Consider the following 16,542-nt stretch of genomic DNA (forward strand, 5'->3'; position numbering starts at 1 on the left):
ATTTGACGGCGACCGCGTGGACGGTGGGATAGCGTGAACCCGATGTTCCCCGCCCCCCGGTCCTCCTACCTGCCCGTCGTCCTGGCCGGGTTGACCGCGACGATCGTGGTCACCGCCGTCGTGGCGGGCTACCTGCTGTTCCGCCCTGAGCGGCCGGTGGGTTCGGTACGCGCAGATCGCGCCGTGGCGGGTGGCGGCAAGGCCCTCACCGCCCTGGACCGCATGGTGCCCACCACCGCACCGCACGCCGCGACCGCGCCGACCGCCTCCGCCCCCGCGCCGCGGATGACCGGCGGCCCGGGGATCACGCCCACGCCGCCGCAGGTCTTCGCCGTGGCGCAGGCGTCGGTGCCGCGCGCCACACTGCACAAGATCTCCGCGCTGAAGCACGTCCAGAAGATCGCCGCGGTGGACGCCGGGACCGTCCGCGTCTCCGGCACGGCGATCAGCCTGCTGGCGGTGAACCCCGCCGAGTTCCGCGCCTGGACGCCCAAGGCGGTCGCCGGTGAGCCGGGCGTCTGGGACGCGATCGCCAAGGGCGAGATCGTGGCCGACGCGCAGGCGGTCCGGCGGCTCGGCATGCTCCTGGGCGCCGATTACCAGGTGGACAACGGGCCGCGGCTGCGTCTGGGGGCCTCGGCCGCGTTCGGGCTGCCGGGCGTGGACGGCCTGGTCAGCGTGGAGGTGGGACGCGGGCTCGGCCTGCTGCCCGGCGTGGCGGTGCTGGTCCACGGGGAGGACGAGCACGCGGCGGCGCTGGGCTCGGGGGTGCGCGCGGAGCTCGGCCAGGGGGCCCAGGTGGTCACGGTGGGCGAGGCCGCGAACCAGGTCACGAAGGCCGCGAAAGCGGGCAAGGACGGCAAGGTGGAGGACGGCGCGGCACACCCCAAGGCCCCGCAGCGGGTGGTGGTGGGAAGGCCGGGCAGCTACCTGGAGCTGTACCAGGTCTCCGCGAAGGTCTGCCCGGGCCTTTCCTGGACCGTGCTCGCCGCCATCGGCCAGGTGGAAAGCTCCCACGGACGCAACAACGGCCCGTCCTCGGCGGGGGCGCTGGGGCCGATGCAGTTCATGCCGGCCACCTGGAAGGCGTACGGCGTGGACGGCGACGGTGACGGCAAGGCCGACATCTGGAGCCCCTACGACGCGGTGCCCTCGGCCGCCAACTACCTCTGCGCGAACGGTGCGAACCAGGGCGGCAAGAAGCTGGAGAAGGCCGTCTGGTTCTACAACCATTCGTGGAGCTATGTGCGCAAGGTGCTCGGCATCGCCGAGGGCTACGCCCGGCAGTACGGCTGACCCCGCGTCAACCGGCGGCGACCCGCTCCGCCGGCTGCCGCCGCTGCGGCCTCGGGCAGCAGGTGGCCGCGCACGTCAACGGCTCCGGCTCGGCCATCAGCTCGCCCACCATGCTCACGAACCGCGGATGCGTGCCCGCCGTGGCCGCCCGGGTGAGGCGCATGCCCAGCTCCCGCGCCCGGTCAGCCGCCTCCACGTCGAGGTCGTAGATCACTTCCATGTGGTCGGAGACGAAGCCGATCGGCACCAGCACGACGGCCGCCACGCCGTCCTTGTGAAGGTCCGTCAGGTGGTCGCAGACGTCGGGCTCCAGCCACGGCACCTGCGGCGGCCCGCTGCGGCTCTGCCACACCAGGTCCCAGTCCTGTCCTGAGCGGCCCACGGCCTCGGCCACCAGCCGCGCCGTGCTCCGCAACTGGGCCTCGTACTCGCCGCCGGAAGGCCCCGCGCTGCGCGCCATCGTCACCGGGACGCTGTGCGCGGTGAACACCAGCCTCGCCGTCGCCCGGTGCTCGGCGGGCAGCTCGGCGAGCGCCCGCTCGGTGTGGTCGGCCATCGCCGCGACGAACCCGGGATGGTCGAAGTAGTGCCGCAGCTTCACGATCTCCGGCGCGCCCGCCACCTGACCCACCGCCCCGGCGATGTCGTCCAGGTACTGGCGGCAGCTCGAAAAGCCCGCGTTGGCCGCCGTGACGAAAGCCGCGGCCTTGCGCACCCCGTCGGCGGCCATCTCCCGCACCGTGTCGGTGAGGAAGGGGTGCCAGTTGCGGTTGCCCCAATAGACCGGTACGCCGAGCGTCGGCTTGAGCGCCGCCACCAGTGCCCGGCACTGGTCGTTGATCGGGCTCACCCCGCCGAACCGCTGGTAGTGCGCCTCCACCTCCAGCAGTCGCTCCCTGGGCACACCTCGCCCTCTGACGACGTTCTCCAGGAACGGCATCACGTCATCCGGCTTTTCCGGCCCGCCGAACGACACGACCACCAGCGCATCGTAATTCCCCATGCCCCTATCCAACCCGATTCACTCGCCGGTCCCGCGCGCGGTGCCGCGAATGACACCGCCCGGTAGATTCAGGACGTGACGGACTTCAGGGATGTGTTCAAGGACATTCGGGACTATGTACGGGTGCCGCGCGTCGTCGGCCTGCGGTTGTCGCCGGACGGTACGAGGCTCGTCGCGGTCGTGCAGGCGCTGAATCCCGACGGCAGGTCCTACGGGACCGCGCTGTGGGACATCCCGGCGGCGCCGGACGGCACGCCGCGCAGACTGACCAGGTCGGCCAAGGGCGAGGCCGCGGCCGAGTTCACCGCGGCGGGCGATGTGCTGTTCGTTTCCGCGCGGCCGGACCCGACGGTCAAGGCCGACGACGACGAGGCCCCCGCGCTGTGGCTGTTGCCCGCCGAGGGCGGGGAGGCCCGCCGGGTCGCGGCCAGGGCCGGGGGCGTCAAGGCGGTGCGGTCGGGCGGCGGGGCCGTCGTCTTCGCCGCGGACGTACTGCCCGGCACCGAGGCGGGCGACGCCGAGCGGCGCAAGGCGCGCAAGGAGGCAGGCGTCAGCGCCATACTTCACGACGCCCACCCGGCGCGGTACTGGGATCACGACCTCGGCCCGGGCCAGACGCGGTTGTTCGCCTCCTCCGCCGTGGGCGACCGGCTGGAGGAGATCAGGGACCTGACCCCCGAGCCGGGCCGCGCGCTGGACGAACCGAGCTTCGCGGTGACGCCCGACGGATCGACCGTGGTGACGACCTGGGCGACGCCGAGGCCGGGCGGGGAGAACCGCAGCGACCTGGTGGCCATCCCGGTCGGCGGCGGGGAGCGGCGGGTCCTGGCCTCGGTGGAGGGCTACGACTTCCTGGGGCCGATCGAGATCTCCCCGGACGGGCGGTACGTGGCCTGCTCGCGTGAGACGCACGCCCGCGACGGGGCCGAGCCCAGGCTGCCCGAGAGCGTGCTCTGGGTGCTGGACCTCGCGACCGGGGAGGGCCGCGCGCTCGGCGAGGGCCTGTGGCCCGCCGCCATCGCCTGGGCCCCCGGCTCGGGCGCGGTCTACGTGATCGCCGACCGTGCCGGCCGCAGGCCCGTCTTCCGCGTGCCCCTGGACGGCGGCGACCCGGTACGGCTGACCGGTCCCGACTCCTCCTACATGGACCTGTGCCCCGCCCCCGACGGGACCACGCTGTACGCCCTGCGCAGCGGGATCGCCGAGGCCCCCGCCCCGGTCCGCCTCACCCTCGGCGCGGACGGCACGCGCGAGGAGGAACTGCCCGGCCCCGCGCCACGGCTCGCCGTGCCCGGCACCCTCACCGAGGTGACCGCCACGGCCGACGACGGGGCGGAGATCCGCGGCTGGCTGGCGCTGCCCGAGGGCGCGTCGGCGGACAACCCGGCGCCGTTCCTGCTGTGGGTCCACGGCGGCCCGCTGGGGAGCTGGAACGACTGGTCCTGGCGGTGGAACCCGTGGATCATGGCCGAGCACGGCTACGCCGTACTGCTGCCCGACCCGGCCATGTCCACCGGGTACGGCATGGAGATGATCCGCCGCGGCTGGCGCGACTGGGGGCCGCGGACCTTCGCCGACCTGATGGCCATCACCGACGCCGCCCTGGCCAGGCCCGACCTCGACGCGACGCGCACCGCCGCGATGGGCGGCTCCTACGGCGGCTACATGGCCAACTGGATCGCCGGGCACACCGACAGGTTCAAGGCGATCGTGACGCACGCCTCGGTGTGGCACCTGGACCAGTTCTCCGGCACGACCGACGCCCCGTACTACTGGCGGCGGGAGTTCGGCCCGCCGGACGGCGAGCCGCTGCGCAGGCTGTCGCCGCACCTGTCGCTGGAGAAGTTCACCACGCCCATGCTGGTGATCCACGGCGACCGCGACTACCGGGTGCCGATCGGCGAGGGACTGCGCCTGTGGTGGGACCTCCAGCGGTCCTCCGTGGTGGCGAAGTTCCTGTACTTCCCCGACGAGGGCCACTGGGTGCTCAAGCCGGGCAACATCGTCGCCTGGTACGAGACGGTCCTGGCCTTCCTCGCCCAGCACGTGCTGGGCGAGGAGTGGAAGACCCCCGCGTCGCTGTCGGGGGAGGGCTCATGACCGCGCCCGCCGAATTCACCCGGCTCGCGGCGGAGATCGCCCGCGAGGCCGGCGAGATGCTGCTCGCCAAGCGCCCCGCCCGCCCCGAGGTGGTGCAGACCAAGTCCAGCCCGACCGACGTGGTCACCGCCCTGGACCGGGCCGCGGAGGAGCTGATCCGGGCCCGCGTCCGCGAGGTGCGGCCGGACGACGCGATCCTCGGCGAGGAGGGCGGGGCCACCGGCGAAGGCGCGGTGCGCTGGATCGTCGATCCCATCGACGGCACGGTCAACTTCGTGTACGGCCTGCCGGACTGGGCGGTGAGCATCGCCGTCGAGGTGGACGGCGAGATCGTGGCGGGCGTGGTGAACGTCGTGCCGCGCGGTGAGGTGTTCAGCGCCTCGCTCGGCGGTGGGGCCTGGCTGGGCGGCGAGCGGCTGCGCTGCAACACCGGGGTGCCGCTTTCGGGGGCGCTGGTCGCCACCGGGTTCGGGTACCAGGTGGGGCGGCGGACGGTACAGGGCGAGGTGCTGGCCAAGGTGCTGCCGCACGTCCGCGACGTACGACGGGCGGGGTCGGCCGCCGCCGACCTGTGCGCGGTCGCGGCCGGGCGGGTGGATGCCTACTACGAGCGCGGCCCGCAGTACTGGGACTACGCCGCGGGCGGCCTGGTGGCGACCGAGGCCGGCGCCCGGCTCGGCGGGATGCGCGGCAGGCCGGTCGGCCCGGACATGACCCTGTGCGCCGCGCCGGGGCTGTTCGAGGAACTGCACGACCTGCTCGCCGGGTTCGATCCGGAACGCGACGAGTAGCGCGGCCGGTCTGCGACGAGCGAGGGGGCCGGCCCGGTGCGGACCGGCCCCCTGCGCGAAGCTCGGGCTCGGGTACGGGCTCAGCGGGTGAGCGTGACGCCGTTGTCCACGGCGATCCTGCGGAGGTCTTCGATCTCGGCGGTGAGGGTGTCGGCGAGGAAATCGTCGCCTTCGGACCTGGCCTCCTGGAGACCTCGGTAGGCCTGGTCGAGCCTGCGTTCGATGGTGGTGGTGAACTCGCCCATTTCTCACCTTCTTCCTCGGGGGCGGAGAGGGCCACGCCACCCCTGCGGTGAGTCGTCACCAGGGGTGTGGGACACGCTCTACCCACTGGCATATGTTCCTCAAACCACCATTCGCACAACTTGCCGGTGTGCTTCCTGTCACCGCCTCTCCTAGGGTGGTAGCGGGCTTACCCTGCGCTTACCGCCGCTGTGGTGACAATGGGACACCGTTCCGGCGCCTCGTGGGGGCGTGCGGGCGGATTCTTCGGGAGGTGCCAGAGACCGATGCGGGTGCTTGTGGTCGAGGACGAGCGGGTGCTCGCCGACGCGATCGCCACGGGGCTGCGCCGCGAGGCGATGGCGGTCGATGTCGCCTACGACGGCGGCGGCGCGCTCGAACGCACCGGCTACATCGACTACGACGTGATCGTGCTGGACCGCGACCTGCCCGTGGTGCACGGCGACGAGGTGTGCAGGCGGCTGGTGGCCGGCCGTACCGCCTCGCGCATCCTCATGCTGACCGCCTCCGGCGACGTGGACGACAAGGTCGAGGGGCTCGGCCTGGGGGCCGACGACTACCTGGCCAAGCCGTTCGTGTTCGTGGAGCTGGTGGCGCGGGTGCGCGCCCTCGGCCGGCGGTCGGCGCCCGCGCTGCCGCCCGTCCTGGAGCGCGCCGGCGTACGCCTGGACCCGGGCAAGCGCCTGGTCACCCGCGACGGCCGGGAGGTGGCGCTGACCAAGAAGGAGTTCGCGGTCCTTGAGGAGCTGATGCGCGCCGAAGGCGCGGTGGTCAGCCAGGAGGATCTGCTGGACAAGGCGTGGGACGAGAACATCGACCCCTTCACCAACGTGGTGCGGGTCACCATGATGACGCTGCGCAAGAAGCTGGGCGAGCCCCAGGTGATCGAGACCGTGCCGGGAGTCGGGTACAGACTGTGAGTGACAGACCGGACCGGCCGGCGGGGGAGGCCGCGGGCCCGGGATCGGCCAGGCCGACGTTCGCCGCGCCGCCGGAGCCCGCCGGGCACGCGGAGCCGACCCATCCGATGATCAGCCCGCACGTCAGCGAGCGGGGCGCCCCGGCGGGCCCGCAGCACGCCGGGCGCGGCGGCCCGCCGCCACCGACCGGCCCGCCCGCCTGGGACGGCCCGCCGCCGCTGGCCGCCCAGCCGCTGAGCCGCGGGCTGCGCGAGACGGTCAGGGAGCTGCCCGCCCGGCTGGGCATCCGCTGGCGGCTGACCCTCACCTACGGTGCGCTGTTCTTCGCCGCGGGCGCGATGCTGCTGTTCGTCATGTACACGATCGTCGGCGTGTCGATCGAGTCGGCCTGGCCGGTCGCGCCGTTCGACCTCAGCGAGGTGCCCGCCGAGACCGGGCAGCGGTTCGTGGAGTGGTGGGCCCAGCACCGCGACGGCGCGGTCGTCGAGGCCCGCGCGCACATGCTGAACCGCTCGCTGCTCGCGCTGCTCGGGGTGGGCATCTTCGCCCTGATCCTCGGCTACTTCGTGGCCGACCGGGCGCTGCGGCCGGTGGCCCAGATGACCGCGACCGCGCGCAAGCTGTCGGAGAGCACGCTGGCCCACCAGCGGATCGACCTCAAGGGCGCCGATGACGAGCTGAAGGAGCTGGCCGACACCTTCGACGCCATGCTCACCCGCCTGAACGAGGCGTTCCACACCCAGCGCAGGTTCGTCGGCAACGCCTCCCACGAGCTGCGCACGCCGCTGACCATCAACCGGACCGTGCTGGAGATCGCGCTGGCCGACCCGGACGCGTCAGAGGACCTCAAGGCCCTCGGCCGTACGCTGCTGGAGGTCAACGCCCGCAACGAACGGCTCATCGAGGGCCTGCTGCTGCTCGCGCGCAGCGAGCGGGAGCTGAGCGTGCGCCGGCCGGTCGATGTGAAGGACGTCACCGAGACGGCCCTGGAACAGCTCACGCCGATCGCCCGCGAGGCGGGCGTGTCCATCACCACCGAGCTGGTCTCCGCGCCCACGACGGGCGACCCGGTGCTGCTGGAACGCTGCGTGGCCAATCTCGTCGAGAACGCGATCAAATACAACATCACCGAGGCCGGAAAAATCTGGGTACGCACGGGAATGGCGGACGAGGCCCTCGTTGTTCAGGTGGCGAACACGGGGCCGCACGTTCCCGCGTACGAGGTGTCGAGCCTGTTCGAGCCGTTCCGGCGGCTCAACGCCGACCGGGTCGACTCCGCCAAGGGTTCGGGGCTGGGGTTGTCGATCGTGCGCGCGATCGTCTCGGCGCACGGCGGCAACGTCACCGCGGTCCCCAGAGACGGGGGCGGGCTGTTGGTCACCGTGCGGTTGCAGGGGTCGGGCGGGCCGCCCAGGCGGGGCTGACCGGCCCCGGGGGGAGGGCTGACATACGGGGTGGGACGAACGGGCGGCGCACCGGAGGGCGTATCCGGCGCTTCATCCGGCGGGGGGCGTCTCGTTCGCGCCGTACATGTGGTTGGATGTGCCGTCGAACACGGTGCTGCATGGCGTCAATGCTGTGGTTTCCGCCATATTTGGCTAACTGCTCCCATTGGCGGCGGCTCACACGCGTGTAGGGAGGTTCAGTGGCTGTCATCGCTGGGTACCGAAGCACAAATCTCTCGGACCTTTCGGGCACAAAGATGGGGCTCCCAGACGTTATAAGCGCGCGACGGTGCGCAGACAGATAGATGAGGGGGATGGAGAACGATGGCTACCGACTACGACAGCCCACGCAAGACGGACGATGACCTCAACGAGGACAGCCTCCAGGAGCTTCAGGCTCGCCGTACGGACAAGTCGTCCGGCAGCATCGACATCGACGAGACCGACCTCGCCGAGTCGCTTGAGCTGCCCGGTGCAGACCTTTCCAACGAGGAGCTCTCGCTCCGGGTGATTCCTCGTCAGGCCGACGAGTTCACCTGCTCGCGTTGCTTCCTGGTGCACCACAGGAGCCAGCTCGCCGCCGAGAAGGCCGGGGAGCAGATCTGCCGGGAGTGCGCCGCCTGATCGTCCCGACGGATTTGAGGGAGGCTCCGCAGCGTGACGGACAAAGCGGATCGGCCGTCGAGTGACGACATCGGCGAGCCCGGCCGGACACCGGACGAACCCGTGATCATGCCCGGGTCGTCCGACTCCGTCCAGCCGGGCCCGCCGGATCGAGCCGCCGCGTCCTCCGGCGAGCGCTCTCAGCACGACCCGGCGCACGACCCGGCCGGAGCCGGCGAGTCCCGTGACGACGACCGGGACCCCGCCGTGCGGGAGGAGCAGGACGCGCACGACGGCCGGCACGACGAGGTGGCGGTGCTCGTGGGCCGGCTGTCCCGGCCCGGCGAGCTGGACCGCGCCGAGCGGCGGCGGCTGCTCGGCCGCCTGACGGCCGCCCTGGTCACGGCGGGCAGGAAGGCCAAGGAGTCCGGCGCGGGCCGCGGCCGGTGGCTGGCCGACGTCTACATGGCCACGGCGCCCCGGATCCCCATCCGCGATCTGCGCACGCTTGAAGAACACCACTACGGGCTCACCGGCGAGGCCCTGGCCGACGATCTGGTCCGCACCGCGGCGAAGGCCACGACGGCCGTCGGCGCCGTCGGCGGCGCGCTCGCGATGGCCCAGTTCGCCGCCCCTCCGCTGCTGTTGTCCGCCCCCGCCCAGTTGGTCGCCGAGACGCTCGTGGTGGCGGCCATCGAGACCAAGCTCATCGCGGAGCTGCACGAGGTGTACGGCGTGGAGGTGCCCGGCAACGGCGGGCAGCGCGCACTCGCCTTCGCCATCGCGTGGTCCAAGCAGCGCGGCGTCGACCCCCTCGCGCCCGGCTCGGTCACCCTGGCCCTCGGCACCGCGGCCAAGACCGCGCTGCGCAACCGGCTGATGCGCACCCTCGGCCGCCATCTGACCACCCTCGGCCCCTTCCTGACCGGCGCGGTCGCCGGCGGCACGCTCAACCACGCCGCGACCAAGCGGCTGGCCACGGCGGTGCGCGGTGACCTGCGCAAGCGGGGCGCGCTGCCCGAGGGCGCCTCGGCGGCGCGGCGGGAGATCACCTCCGGCTGAGGTCCCCGCGCGTTCCGTGGGTAGGAATCCCGCAGGTGACACCGTGTACGGTGACCAGTGACGCGATCGGATTGGGACCCGCCTGAAGCCGGATTTTATGCTGTTCATACGAGTTCGTCCGGTAGCCGATCAGAAGCGGTGTGTGTCCTTTTCGTAAGGTGGTCGTAGCCGACCATTGGAGGAAGCGTGCAGGGCCGCAGCTCGTTTCTCATAGTCGCCAACCGCCTGCCCGTCGATCGTGACGGCCACGCGGGCTGGCGGCGCAGCCCCGGCGGTCTGGTGACCGCCATCGCCCCGGTGATGCAACGTCGTGACGGCGCGTGGCTGGGCTGGCACGGCGCACCCGACGAGAATCTCGACCCCTTCGAGCACGACGGCATGCACCTCATCCCGGTGCCGTTGTCCTCGGCGGAGGTGGAGCTGTACTACGAGGGCTTCTCCAACGCCACCTTGTGGCCGCTCTACCATGACGTGGTCGCCACACCCGTGTACTCGCGGGTGCTGTGGGACGCCTACCGGACGGTCAACGAGCGCTTCGCCCACGCCGCCGCCGACGCCGCGGCCGACGGCGCCGTGGTGTGGATACAGGACTACCAGCTCCAGCTCGTCCCGGCGATGCTCCGGCGGTTGCGCCCCGACCTGCGCATCGGCTTCTTTTTGCACATCCCGTTCCCGCCCTCGGAGCTGTTCACCCAGCTCCCCTGGCGCAGGGAGATCCTGGAGGGCCTGCTCGGGGCCGACCTGGTCGGATTCCAGCGGCCCGGCGGCGCCTCCAACTTCATCCGCCTGTGCCGCCGCCAGCTCGGCCTGCAACACCAGAAGCACGAGATCTACCGGGACGGCCGGGTCATCCGCGCCGAGGCGTTCCCGATCTCGGTGGACTTCGGGGAACTGGACAGCCTCGTCCGTGAGCCGCACATCGTCGCGCGGGCCAAGGAGATCCGCTCCGAGCTGGGCGATCCCGAGCACGTGCTGCTCGGTGTGGACCGGCTCGACTACACCAAGGGCATCGGGCAGCGGCTCAAGGCGTTCGGCGAACTGCTCGCCGACGGGGCGGTCAACGCGGGCGACGCCGTCTTCGTCCAGATCGCCACGCCGAGCCGCGAGCGCGTGGAGGAGTACCGCAGGCTGCGCAACGACATCGAGCTCCAGGTCGGCAGGATCAACGGCGAGCAGGGACTGATCGGCCACCAGCCGGTGCAGTATCTGCACCAGTCGTACCAGCGCAACGAACTCGCCGCGCTCTACCTGGCCGCCGACGTCATGGTCGTCACCCCCGTGCGCGACGGGATGAACCTGGTCGCCAAGGAGTACATCGCCTGCCGGCACGACCTGCGCGGGGCGCTGGTGCTCAGTGAGTTCGCCGGGGCCGCCGACGAACTGCGGCAGGCGTTCCTGGTGAACCCCTACGACGTCGACGGCCTCAAACGCGCGATGGTCGCCGGGATGCGCTCGACCCCGCACGAGCTGGCCAGGCGGATGCGCTCACTGCGCCGCCGCGTGGCGACCTACAACGTGGACCGCTGGGCCGGGGAGTTCCTCCAGGCTCTGGAGACGCCCTGAACCCCGACCTCACGCCTTGGGAGTGGCGGCCTGCGCGATGGCCCTGGCCTCGTTGCGCGCCGACCACGCCTGGTATCGCCTGGCCGCGGCCCGGGTCGCCACGATCCGGGCCACTTCCATGCCCACCGCGGTCACCACGGCGTAGCCGATCGCCTCGCCCATGCCGATGTCCGGCGAGTCGGGGTCGGCGGGCGGCTTCTTGCCCGTCGCCTTCTGCCAGCCGTACGCGATCGCCTTGCGCGTGACGAAGCCCACGCCGAGCGCGACCAGCCCTCCGATGGCCCGCCACGCCAGATCCGGCTTCTCCGCCTTGTCGGCCATAGCCGCCTCCCCCTTCCGTATATGCGAAAACCCTAGCCCGTCCGGGCAGGTCCCCGGACTACCATAGGGACGCATGACCGAACAGCGATCACGCTATCCCGCCGTGCCCGAGAAACCCGCTCTCGATGGGCTCGAAGCGGTATGGGTAGCCCGCTGGGAGGCCCAGGGCACCTACCGGTTCGACCGGGCGCGGCCCCGCGAGGAGATCTACTCCATCGACACGCCGCCGCCGACCGTCTCCGGGTCCCTCCACATCGGCCACGTCCTCTCCTACACCCACACCGACCTCACCGCCCGCTTCCAGCGCATGCGCGGCAAGACCGTGTTCTACCCCATCGGCTGGGACGACAACGGCCTGCCCACCGAGCGGCGGGTCCAGAACCACTTCGGCGTGCGGTGCGACCCGTCCATGCCGTACGACCCCGACTTCGAGCCGCCGGCCAAGCCGGGCAAGACCGAGGTGCCGATCTCGCGGCGCAACTTCGTGGAGCTGTGCCACCGGCTCACCGAGATCGACGAGCAGGCGTACGAGGAGGTGTGGCGGCGGGTCGGCCTGTCGGTCGACTGGTCGCTGCTCTACACCACCATCGGCGACCACTCCCGCGCGGTGTCCCAGCGCGCCTTCCTGCGCAACCTGGCGCGCGGCGAGGCGTACCTGGCCGAGGCCCCCACGCTGTGGGACGTCACCTACCGCACCGCCGTCGCCCAGGCCGAGCTGGAGGACCGCGAGCAGACCGGGGCATTCCACCGGATCTCTTTCCACCGGCCCGACGGCGGCCGGGTCGAAATCGAGACGACCCGCCCCGAGCTGCTGCCGGCCTGCGTGGCGCTGGTCGCCCATCCCGACGACGAGCGCTACCGGCCGCTGTTCGGCGAGTCGGTCACCACGCCGGTGTTCGGTGTGCGCGTTCCGGTCCTCGCGCATCGCCTGGCCGAGCCGGACAAGGGCTCGGGCATCGCGATGATCTGCACCTTCGGCGACATCACCGACGTCACCTGGTGGCGCGAGCTGGACCTGCCCACCCGGCCGGTGATCGGGTGGGACGGCAGGCTGCTGCCCGAGCCGCCGCAGGGCGTGCCCGCGGGCCCCTACTCGGAGGTGGCCGGCCGCACGATCGGCGCGGCGCGCGAGCGGATGGTGGCCATGCTGCGCGAGAGCGGCGACCTTTCCGGCGAGCCCCGGCCGGTGACCCGCCCGGTGAAGTTCTACGAGCGCGGCGACCGGCCGCTGGAGATCGTCACCACCCGGCAGTGGTACATCCGCAACGGCGGGCGCGACCCGGAGCTGCGCCGGGCGCTGCTCGCCCGTGGCGCCGAGCTGTCCTGGCACCCGCCGCGGATGCGGGTCCGCTACGACAACTGGGTGGAAGGGCTGGCCGGCGACTGGCTGATCTCCCGGCAGCGGTTCTTCGGCGTGCCCATCCCGGTTTGGTATCCGCTGGACGACGCCGGTCACCCGATCCACGACCGGCCGATCCTGCCCGCCGAGGGGACCCTGCCGATCGACCCCGCCGACGACGTGCCGCCCGGCTACACCGAAGACCAGCGCGGCAAGGCGGGCGGCTTCACCGGCGACCCCGACGTCATGGACACCTGGGCCACGTCGTCGCTGACGCCGGAGATCGCGGCCCGCTGGGGCGCGGACGACAGGCTGTACCACCAGGTCACCCCGATGGACCTGCGGGCGCAGGCGCACGAGATCATCCGCACCTGGCTGTTCTCCACCGCCGTCAGGTCGCACCTGGAGCACGACCGGCTGCCGTGGTCCAACGCGGCGATCTCCGGCTGGGTGCTCGACCCCGACCGCAAGAAGATGTCCAAGTCCAAGGGCAACGTGGTCACGCCGCTGGCGCTGCTCGAACAGCACGGCGCCGACTCGGTGCGCTACTGGGCCGCGGGCGGCAGGCTCGGGGTGGACACGGCGTTCGAGCCGGGACAGCTCAAGATCGGGCGGCGGCTGGCGGTCAAGATCCTCAACGCGTCCAAGTTCGTGCTGGGGCTCGGCGGCGCCACCGATGACCCCATCATCGAGCCGCTGGACCTGTCGATGCTGGCCCGGTTGCGCGGCGTGGTCGAGGAGGCCACCGCCGCCTTCGAGGGGTATGACCACACCCGCGCCCTGGAGGCCGCCGAACGCTTCTTCTGGGAGTTCTGCGACGACTACCTGGAGCTGGTCAAGAGCCGGGCCTACGGCTCCGACGCGGGGGCCGGGTCCGCCCGTGCCGCGCTGCGCCGGGCGCTCGACGTGCAGTTGCGGTTGTTCGCGCCGTTCATGCCGTTCGTCACCGAGGAGGTCTGGTCCTGGTGGCGTGACGGGTCCGTCCACCGCTCGTACTGGCCGGTCCCCGCCGACACCGGCACGGGCGGAGACCCCGAGGTGCTGGCCGCGGTGGCCGCCGTCCTGGCCCAGGTCCGCAAGGCCAAGTCGGAGGCCAAGCGGTCGATGCGGTCCGAGGTCGCCCGGCTCACCGTCACCGGCCCGGCCGCCGCGCTGGTACGGCACGCCCAGGACGACCTGTGCGCCGCGGGCAACGTCGAGGAGTTCGTCCTGGACCCGGCCCCCGGCCCCGCGGTCGAGGTGATCCTGGCCGCCGGCTGACCCGATCGCCGGTACACCGCCGGGGGCGCTGAGTGAGCAAGCTCTCGCCCCCGGTGCCCGCCGGGCGGAAATACGGCGCGCGTTCGGGTTCCGGACGTGCCAGGCTGTAATGCGTGATCTCCGACCCGCGGCGCCTGACGCAGCTCGTGCCCCCCGTCCTGGCCAAGATGGCGGCGTGGAGCGCGTGTCTGATCCTGCTCGGCGTCGTGGTCCACTACTTCGCGCAGGCCGTCGCGACCCTCCGGTTCGTGGCCCTGCCGGTGGCGATCGCGCTGTTGCTGGCGGCGCTGCTGTTCCCCATCACCAAGCGGCTGCGCAGGGCCGGGCTGCGGCCCATCTGGGCCACCTGGGCGACCATGCTGCTCGCCTTCGCCGTCCTCGTCGGCACCGGCTGGATCGTCGGCGCCCGGGCCAACGATGAGTTCCCGCGCCTGGTCGCCCAGCTCAAGAAGTCGGTCGAGGAGGTCCAGGAGTGGCTGATCACCGGGCCGCTGCACCTCCAGCAGGCGCAGATCCAGCAGTGGGTCGACCAGATCACCGACCTGATCACCACGCAGCAGGCCGTGATCGGCAACACCGTGCTGACCGGCGCGACGGTGGCCGTCGAGGTGCTCGCGTCCCTGGTGCTGCTGCTGTTCGTGACGTTCTTCCTGCTCAAGGACGGCGACCGGATCTGGGCCTGGGTGCTGCGCGCCTTCGGCGGCGTCGCCCCGCGGGTCGACCGGGCGGGCCGGGCCGCCTGGGCGACGCTCTCCCAGTACGTCCAGGGCACGGTGGCGGTCGCCGCCGTGCACGGCATCATCATGGGCATCGTGCTGGCCGGGATGGGGGTGCCGCTCTGGGCGCCGCTGGCGGTGCTCATCTTCTTCGCCAGCTTCATCCCGATCGTCGGCATCTTCATCGCGGGCGGCCTGGCCACACTGGTCACCCTGGGCTCGCAGGGGCCCATCCTGGCGCTGGTCTTCGTCGGCATCCTGGTCGTGGAACAGCAACTGGAAAACCACGTCCTGCAACCGCTGATCGTCGGCCGGGCCGTCAACTTCCACCCGCTGGCCGTGATCCTGGTGCTGGCCGTCGGCGGCGTGCTGGCCGGGATCACCGGCGCGGCGGTGGCCGTGCCGATCGCCGCGGTGATCTACCGGGCGCTGCCCGAGCTGCGCGGCGGCCCGCCCACCGAGCCGCCGCCCGCCGCCGCGAGCCGTACCGAACCCGCCGCCGGGCCATCCGCCGCGCCCGCGCCCGCTCAGCCCGGACCCGCCGCCGGCGCGGCCCCCGCCGATGCTCTCAGGGACGCCGACGAGCCGCCGCCGAAGGAGACCGCCGGCGGCGGAAGGCACGACAACGGCCAGGAGTAGCCCGAGCGGGTGCCCGGTGGCTGTAGTGTTCCGCAGCGTGACCCGTTCCATGGTGAAGAGCGTCCCGCGGGAGGCGGTCGCATGATCGGTGTGCTGATCAAGCGGCTGGACCAGGGCCTGCCCGTGCCGTCCTACGCCCGTCCCGGCGACGCCGGCGCCGACCTGTACGCCGCGCACGACGTCGAGTTGCAGCCGGGGGAGCGGGCGGTGATCGGCACCGGCCTGGCCATCGCGCTGCCCGAGGGCTACGCGGCGTTCGTCCATCCCCGCTCGGGGCTGGCGGCTAGGCACGGTGTCGCGATGGTCAACGGGCCCGGCACCATCGACGCGGGATACCGTGGCGAGATACGCGTGACACTGCTCAACACCGACGCCAAGGAGCCAGTGCTGCTGCGGCGTGGTGACCGCATCGCCCAACTGGTCTTCCAGCGGGTGGAGCGGGCCGATTTCCAGGAGGTCGAGCGGTTGCCCGAGTCGGTGCGGGGCACCGGCGGATTCGGGTCGACCGGTCGCTGAAACGTTTGCGAGGAGCGTGAGGAAAGTGTTCCGACGTCGCCGCCGTCATGCGGAGCCGGAGGCGGACGCCGCCGCTCCGGCTCCGGCGCCCGTGCCGGCCAGGGAGTCCGGGCCGTGGGACGCCGACGAGCCCTATCCCGAGCGCAGCCGGGTCGATCTGGGCGGGCTGCTGCTGCCGGTCATCGAGGGGGCCGACATCCGGCTGATCGCCCCGGCCGAGCAGATCGTCGGCGTCGCCATGCTGGTGGACGAGAGCGCGCTGCAACTGCACGTCCTGGCCGCGCCCAGGTCCTCGGGCCTTTGGGACGAAGTACGCGCCGAGCTGGCCGAGGGCGTCAAGAAGGCGGGCGGCACCACCGAGGAGCGCGAGGGCTCCTTCGGCACCGAGCTGGTCGGCCGGCTGCCGGTCGAGGGACAAGAGGCTCAGACGGTCCGTTACATCGGCGTGGACGGCCCCCGCTGGCTGCTGCACGCCGTGTTCAGCGGGCGGGCCGGTACCGATCCGGCCGCCGCCGAGCCGCTGGAGGCGGTCGTCCGTGACCTCGTCGTGGTCCGCGGCGAGGGGCCGATGGCACCCAAGGACACCGTCGAGCTGCGGCAGCCGCAGGAGATCCATCCGGCCGGAGACGACGCCGAGGGCGATGGGCCCGACCTCGATCCGTTCCGGCGCGGTCCTGAGATCACCGAGACCCGCTGACGACGGCCCGTTCCGGACGACCCTGCTG

15 protein-coding genes are annotated in these 16,542 nt (G+C 72.2%); 12 read left to right on the plus strand and 3 right to left on the minus strand.

From position 1 onward, the window contains the following. The first annotated feature begins 42 nt into the window (after positions 1-42). A complete protein-coding gene (locus ACH34R_RS08505) occupies positions 43-1,296 on the plus strand; it encodes a lytic murein transglycosylase (protein ID WP_397560731.1) in 1,254 nt (417 codons plus the stop codon). 7 nt (positions 1,297-1,303) lie between these two features. Here the strand turns inward: ACH34R_RS08505 and ACH34R_RS08510 are convergent, their stop codons facing one another. Further along, the gene (locus ACH34R_RS08510; RefSeq protein WP_397560732.1) at positions 1,304-2,299 is read right to left on the minus strand and encodes a ferrochelatase; all 996 of its coding nucleotides are present in this window, start codon (positions 2,297-2,299) and stop codon (positions 1,304-1,306) included. 75 nt (positions 2,300-2,374) lie between these two features. On the opposite strand from ACH34R_RS08510, the gene ACH34R_RS08515 reads away from it, so the two are divergent. Next, positions 2,375-4,399, plus strand: coding sequence for a prolyl oligopeptidase family serine peptidase (locus ACH34R_RS08515; protein WP_397560733.1), 2,025 nt, complete (start codon positions 2,375-2,377; stop codon positions 4,397-4,399). Further along, positions 4,396-5,190, plus strand: a complete 795-nt coding sequence (locus tag ACH34R_RS08520; protein WP_397560734.1) for an inositol monophosphatase family protein — start codon at positions 4,396-4,398, stop codon at positions 5,188-5,190. Before ACH34R_RS08515 ends, ACH34R_RS08520 begins: the two co-directional genes overlap by 4 nt. Positions 5,191-5,270: 80 nt before the next feature. On the opposite strand, the gene ACH34R_RS08525 is transcribed toward ACH34R_RS08520, so the two are convergent. Beyond that, a complete protein-coding gene (locus ACH34R_RS08525) occupies positions 5,271-5,435 on the minus strand; it encodes a hypothetical protein (RefSeq protein ID WP_199537314.1) in 165 nt (54 codons plus the stop codon). A 264-nt stretch (positions 5,436-5,699) separates the two neighbouring features. Here ACH34R_RS08525 and ACH34R_RS08530 point away from each other — a divergent pair, with 264 nt between their 5' ends. From ACH34R_RS08530 to ACH34R_RS08550, 5 genes are all read left to right on the plus strand, one after another. Next, entirely contained in the window at positions 5,700-6,353 is a 654-nt protein-coding gene (locus tag ACH34R_RS08530) for a response regulator transcription factor (RefSeq protein ID WP_113980923.1), read from the plus strand. Continuing rightward, the gene (locus ACH34R_RS08535) at positions 6,350-7,777 is read left to right on the plus strand and encodes a sensor histidine kinase (protein ID WP_397560735.1); all 1,428 of its coding nucleotides are present in this window, start codon (positions 6,350-6,352) and stop codon (positions 7,775-7,777) included. The genes ACH34R_RS08530 and ACH34R_RS08535 overlap by 4 nt, the downstream gene beginning before the upstream one ends. 345 nt (positions 7,778-8,122) lie before the next feature. After that, entirely contained in the window at positions 8,123-8,422 is a 300-nt protein-coding gene (locus tag ACH34R_RS08540; RefSeq protein WP_397560736.1) for a DUF4193 domain-containing protein, read from the plus strand. A gap of 33 nt (positions 8,423-8,455) precedes the next feature. Further along, the gene (locus tag ACH34R_RS08545; RefSeq protein WP_397560737.1) at positions 8,456-9,463 is read left to right on the plus strand and encodes a hypothetical protein; all 1,008 of its coding nucleotides are present in this window, start codon (positions 8,456-8,458) and stop codon (positions 9,461-9,463) included. A 186-nt stretch (positions 9,464-9,649) separates the two neighbouring features. Then, positions 9,650-11,026: a trehalose-6-phosphate synthase gene (locus ACH34R_RS08550; protein ID WP_397560738.1), complete on the plus strand. Its 1,377-nt coding sequence runs from the start codon at positions 9,650-9,652 to the stop codon at positions 11,024-11,026. 9 nt (positions 11,027-11,035) lie between these two features. Here ACH34R_RS08550 and ACH34R_RS08555 read toward each other — a convergent pair whose 3' ends face one another. Beyond that, positions 11,036-11,347: a DUF4235 domain-containing protein gene (locus tag ACH34R_RS08555; protein WP_397560739.1), complete on the minus strand. Its 312-nt coding sequence runs from the start codon at positions 11,345-11,347 to the stop codon at positions 11,036-11,038. A gap of 73 nt (positions 11,348-11,420) precedes the next feature. On the opposite strand from ACH34R_RS08555, the gene valS reads away from it, so the two are divergent. The 4 genes from valS (at position 11,421) to ACH34R_RS08575 (ending at position 16,514) form a co-directional block, all read left to right on the plus strand. After that, positions 11,421-13,946, plus strand: coding sequence for a valine--tRNA ligase (gene valS / locus ACH34R_RS08560; RefSeq protein ID WP_397560740.1), 2,526 nt, complete (start codon positions 11,421-11,423; stop codon positions 13,944-13,946). A gap of 113 nt (positions 13,947-14,059) precedes the next feature. Continuing rightward, positions 14,060-15,301: an AI-2E family transporter gene (locus tag ACH34R_RS08565; protein ID WP_397560741.1), complete on the plus strand. Its 1,242-nt coding sequence runs from the start codon at positions 14,060-14,062 to the stop codon at positions 15,299-15,301. An 81-nt stretch (positions 15,302-15,382) separates the two neighbouring features. Then, complete coding sequence (gene dut, locus ACH34R_RS08570; RefSeq protein WP_111168172.1) at positions 15,383-15,817, plus strand: dUTP diphosphatase; 435 nt, start codon at positions 15,383-15,385, stop codon at positions 15,815-15,817. Positions 15,818-15,842: 25 nt separating this feature from the next. Further along, positions 15,843-16,514 (plus strand): DUF3710 domain-containing protein, encoded by a 672-nt coding sequence (locus tag ACH34R_RS08575; RefSeq protein WP_397560742.1) that lies wholly within the window; start codon positions 15,843-15,845, stop codon positions 16,512-16,514. Positions 16,515-16,542 lie beyond the last annotated feature (28 nt).

The organism is Spongiactinospora sp. 9N601 (assembly GCF_044326295.1).
Lineage (GTDB): Bacteria > Actinomycetota > Actinomycetes > Streptosporangiales > Streptosporangiaceae > Spongiactinospora > Spongiactinospora gelatinilytica.

Coding starts and splice junctions, on each gene's coding strand:
- ACH34R_RS08505 (WP_397560731.1), top strand. CDS start 43: ATGTTCCCCGCCCCCCGGTCCTCCTACCTGCCCGTCGTCCTGGCCGGG.
- ACH34R_RS08510 (WP_397560732.1), bottom strand. CDS start 2,299: ATGGGGAATTACGATGCGCTGGTGGTCGTGTCGTTCGGCGGGCCGGAA.
- ACH34R_RS08520 (WP_397560734.1), top strand. CDS start 4,396: ATGACCGCGCCCGCCGAATTCACCCGGCTCGCGGCGGAGATCGCCCGC.
- ACH34R_RS08525 (WP_199537314.1), bottom strand. CDS start 5,435: ATGGGCGAGTTCACCACCACCATCGAACGCAGGCTCGACCAGGCCTAC.
- ACH34R_RS08530 (WP_113980923.1), top strand. CDS start 5,700: ATGCGGGTGCTTGTGGTCGAGGACGAGCGGGTGCTCGCCGACGCGATC.
- ACH34R_RS08540 (WP_397560736.1), top strand. CDS start 8,123: ATGGCTACCGACTACGACAGCCCACGCAAGACGGACGATGACCTCAAC.
- ACH34R_RS08555 (WP_397560739.1), bottom strand. CDS start 11,347: ATGGCCGACAAGGCGGAGAAGCCGGATCTGGCGTGGCGGGCCATCGGA.
- valS (WP_397560740.1), top strand. CDS start 11,421: ATGACCGAACAGCGATCACGCTATCCCGCCGTGCCCGAGAAACCCGCT.
- dut (WP_111168172.1), top strand. CDS start 15,383: ATGATCGGTGTGCTGATCAAGCGGCTGGACCAGGGCCTGCCCGTGCCG.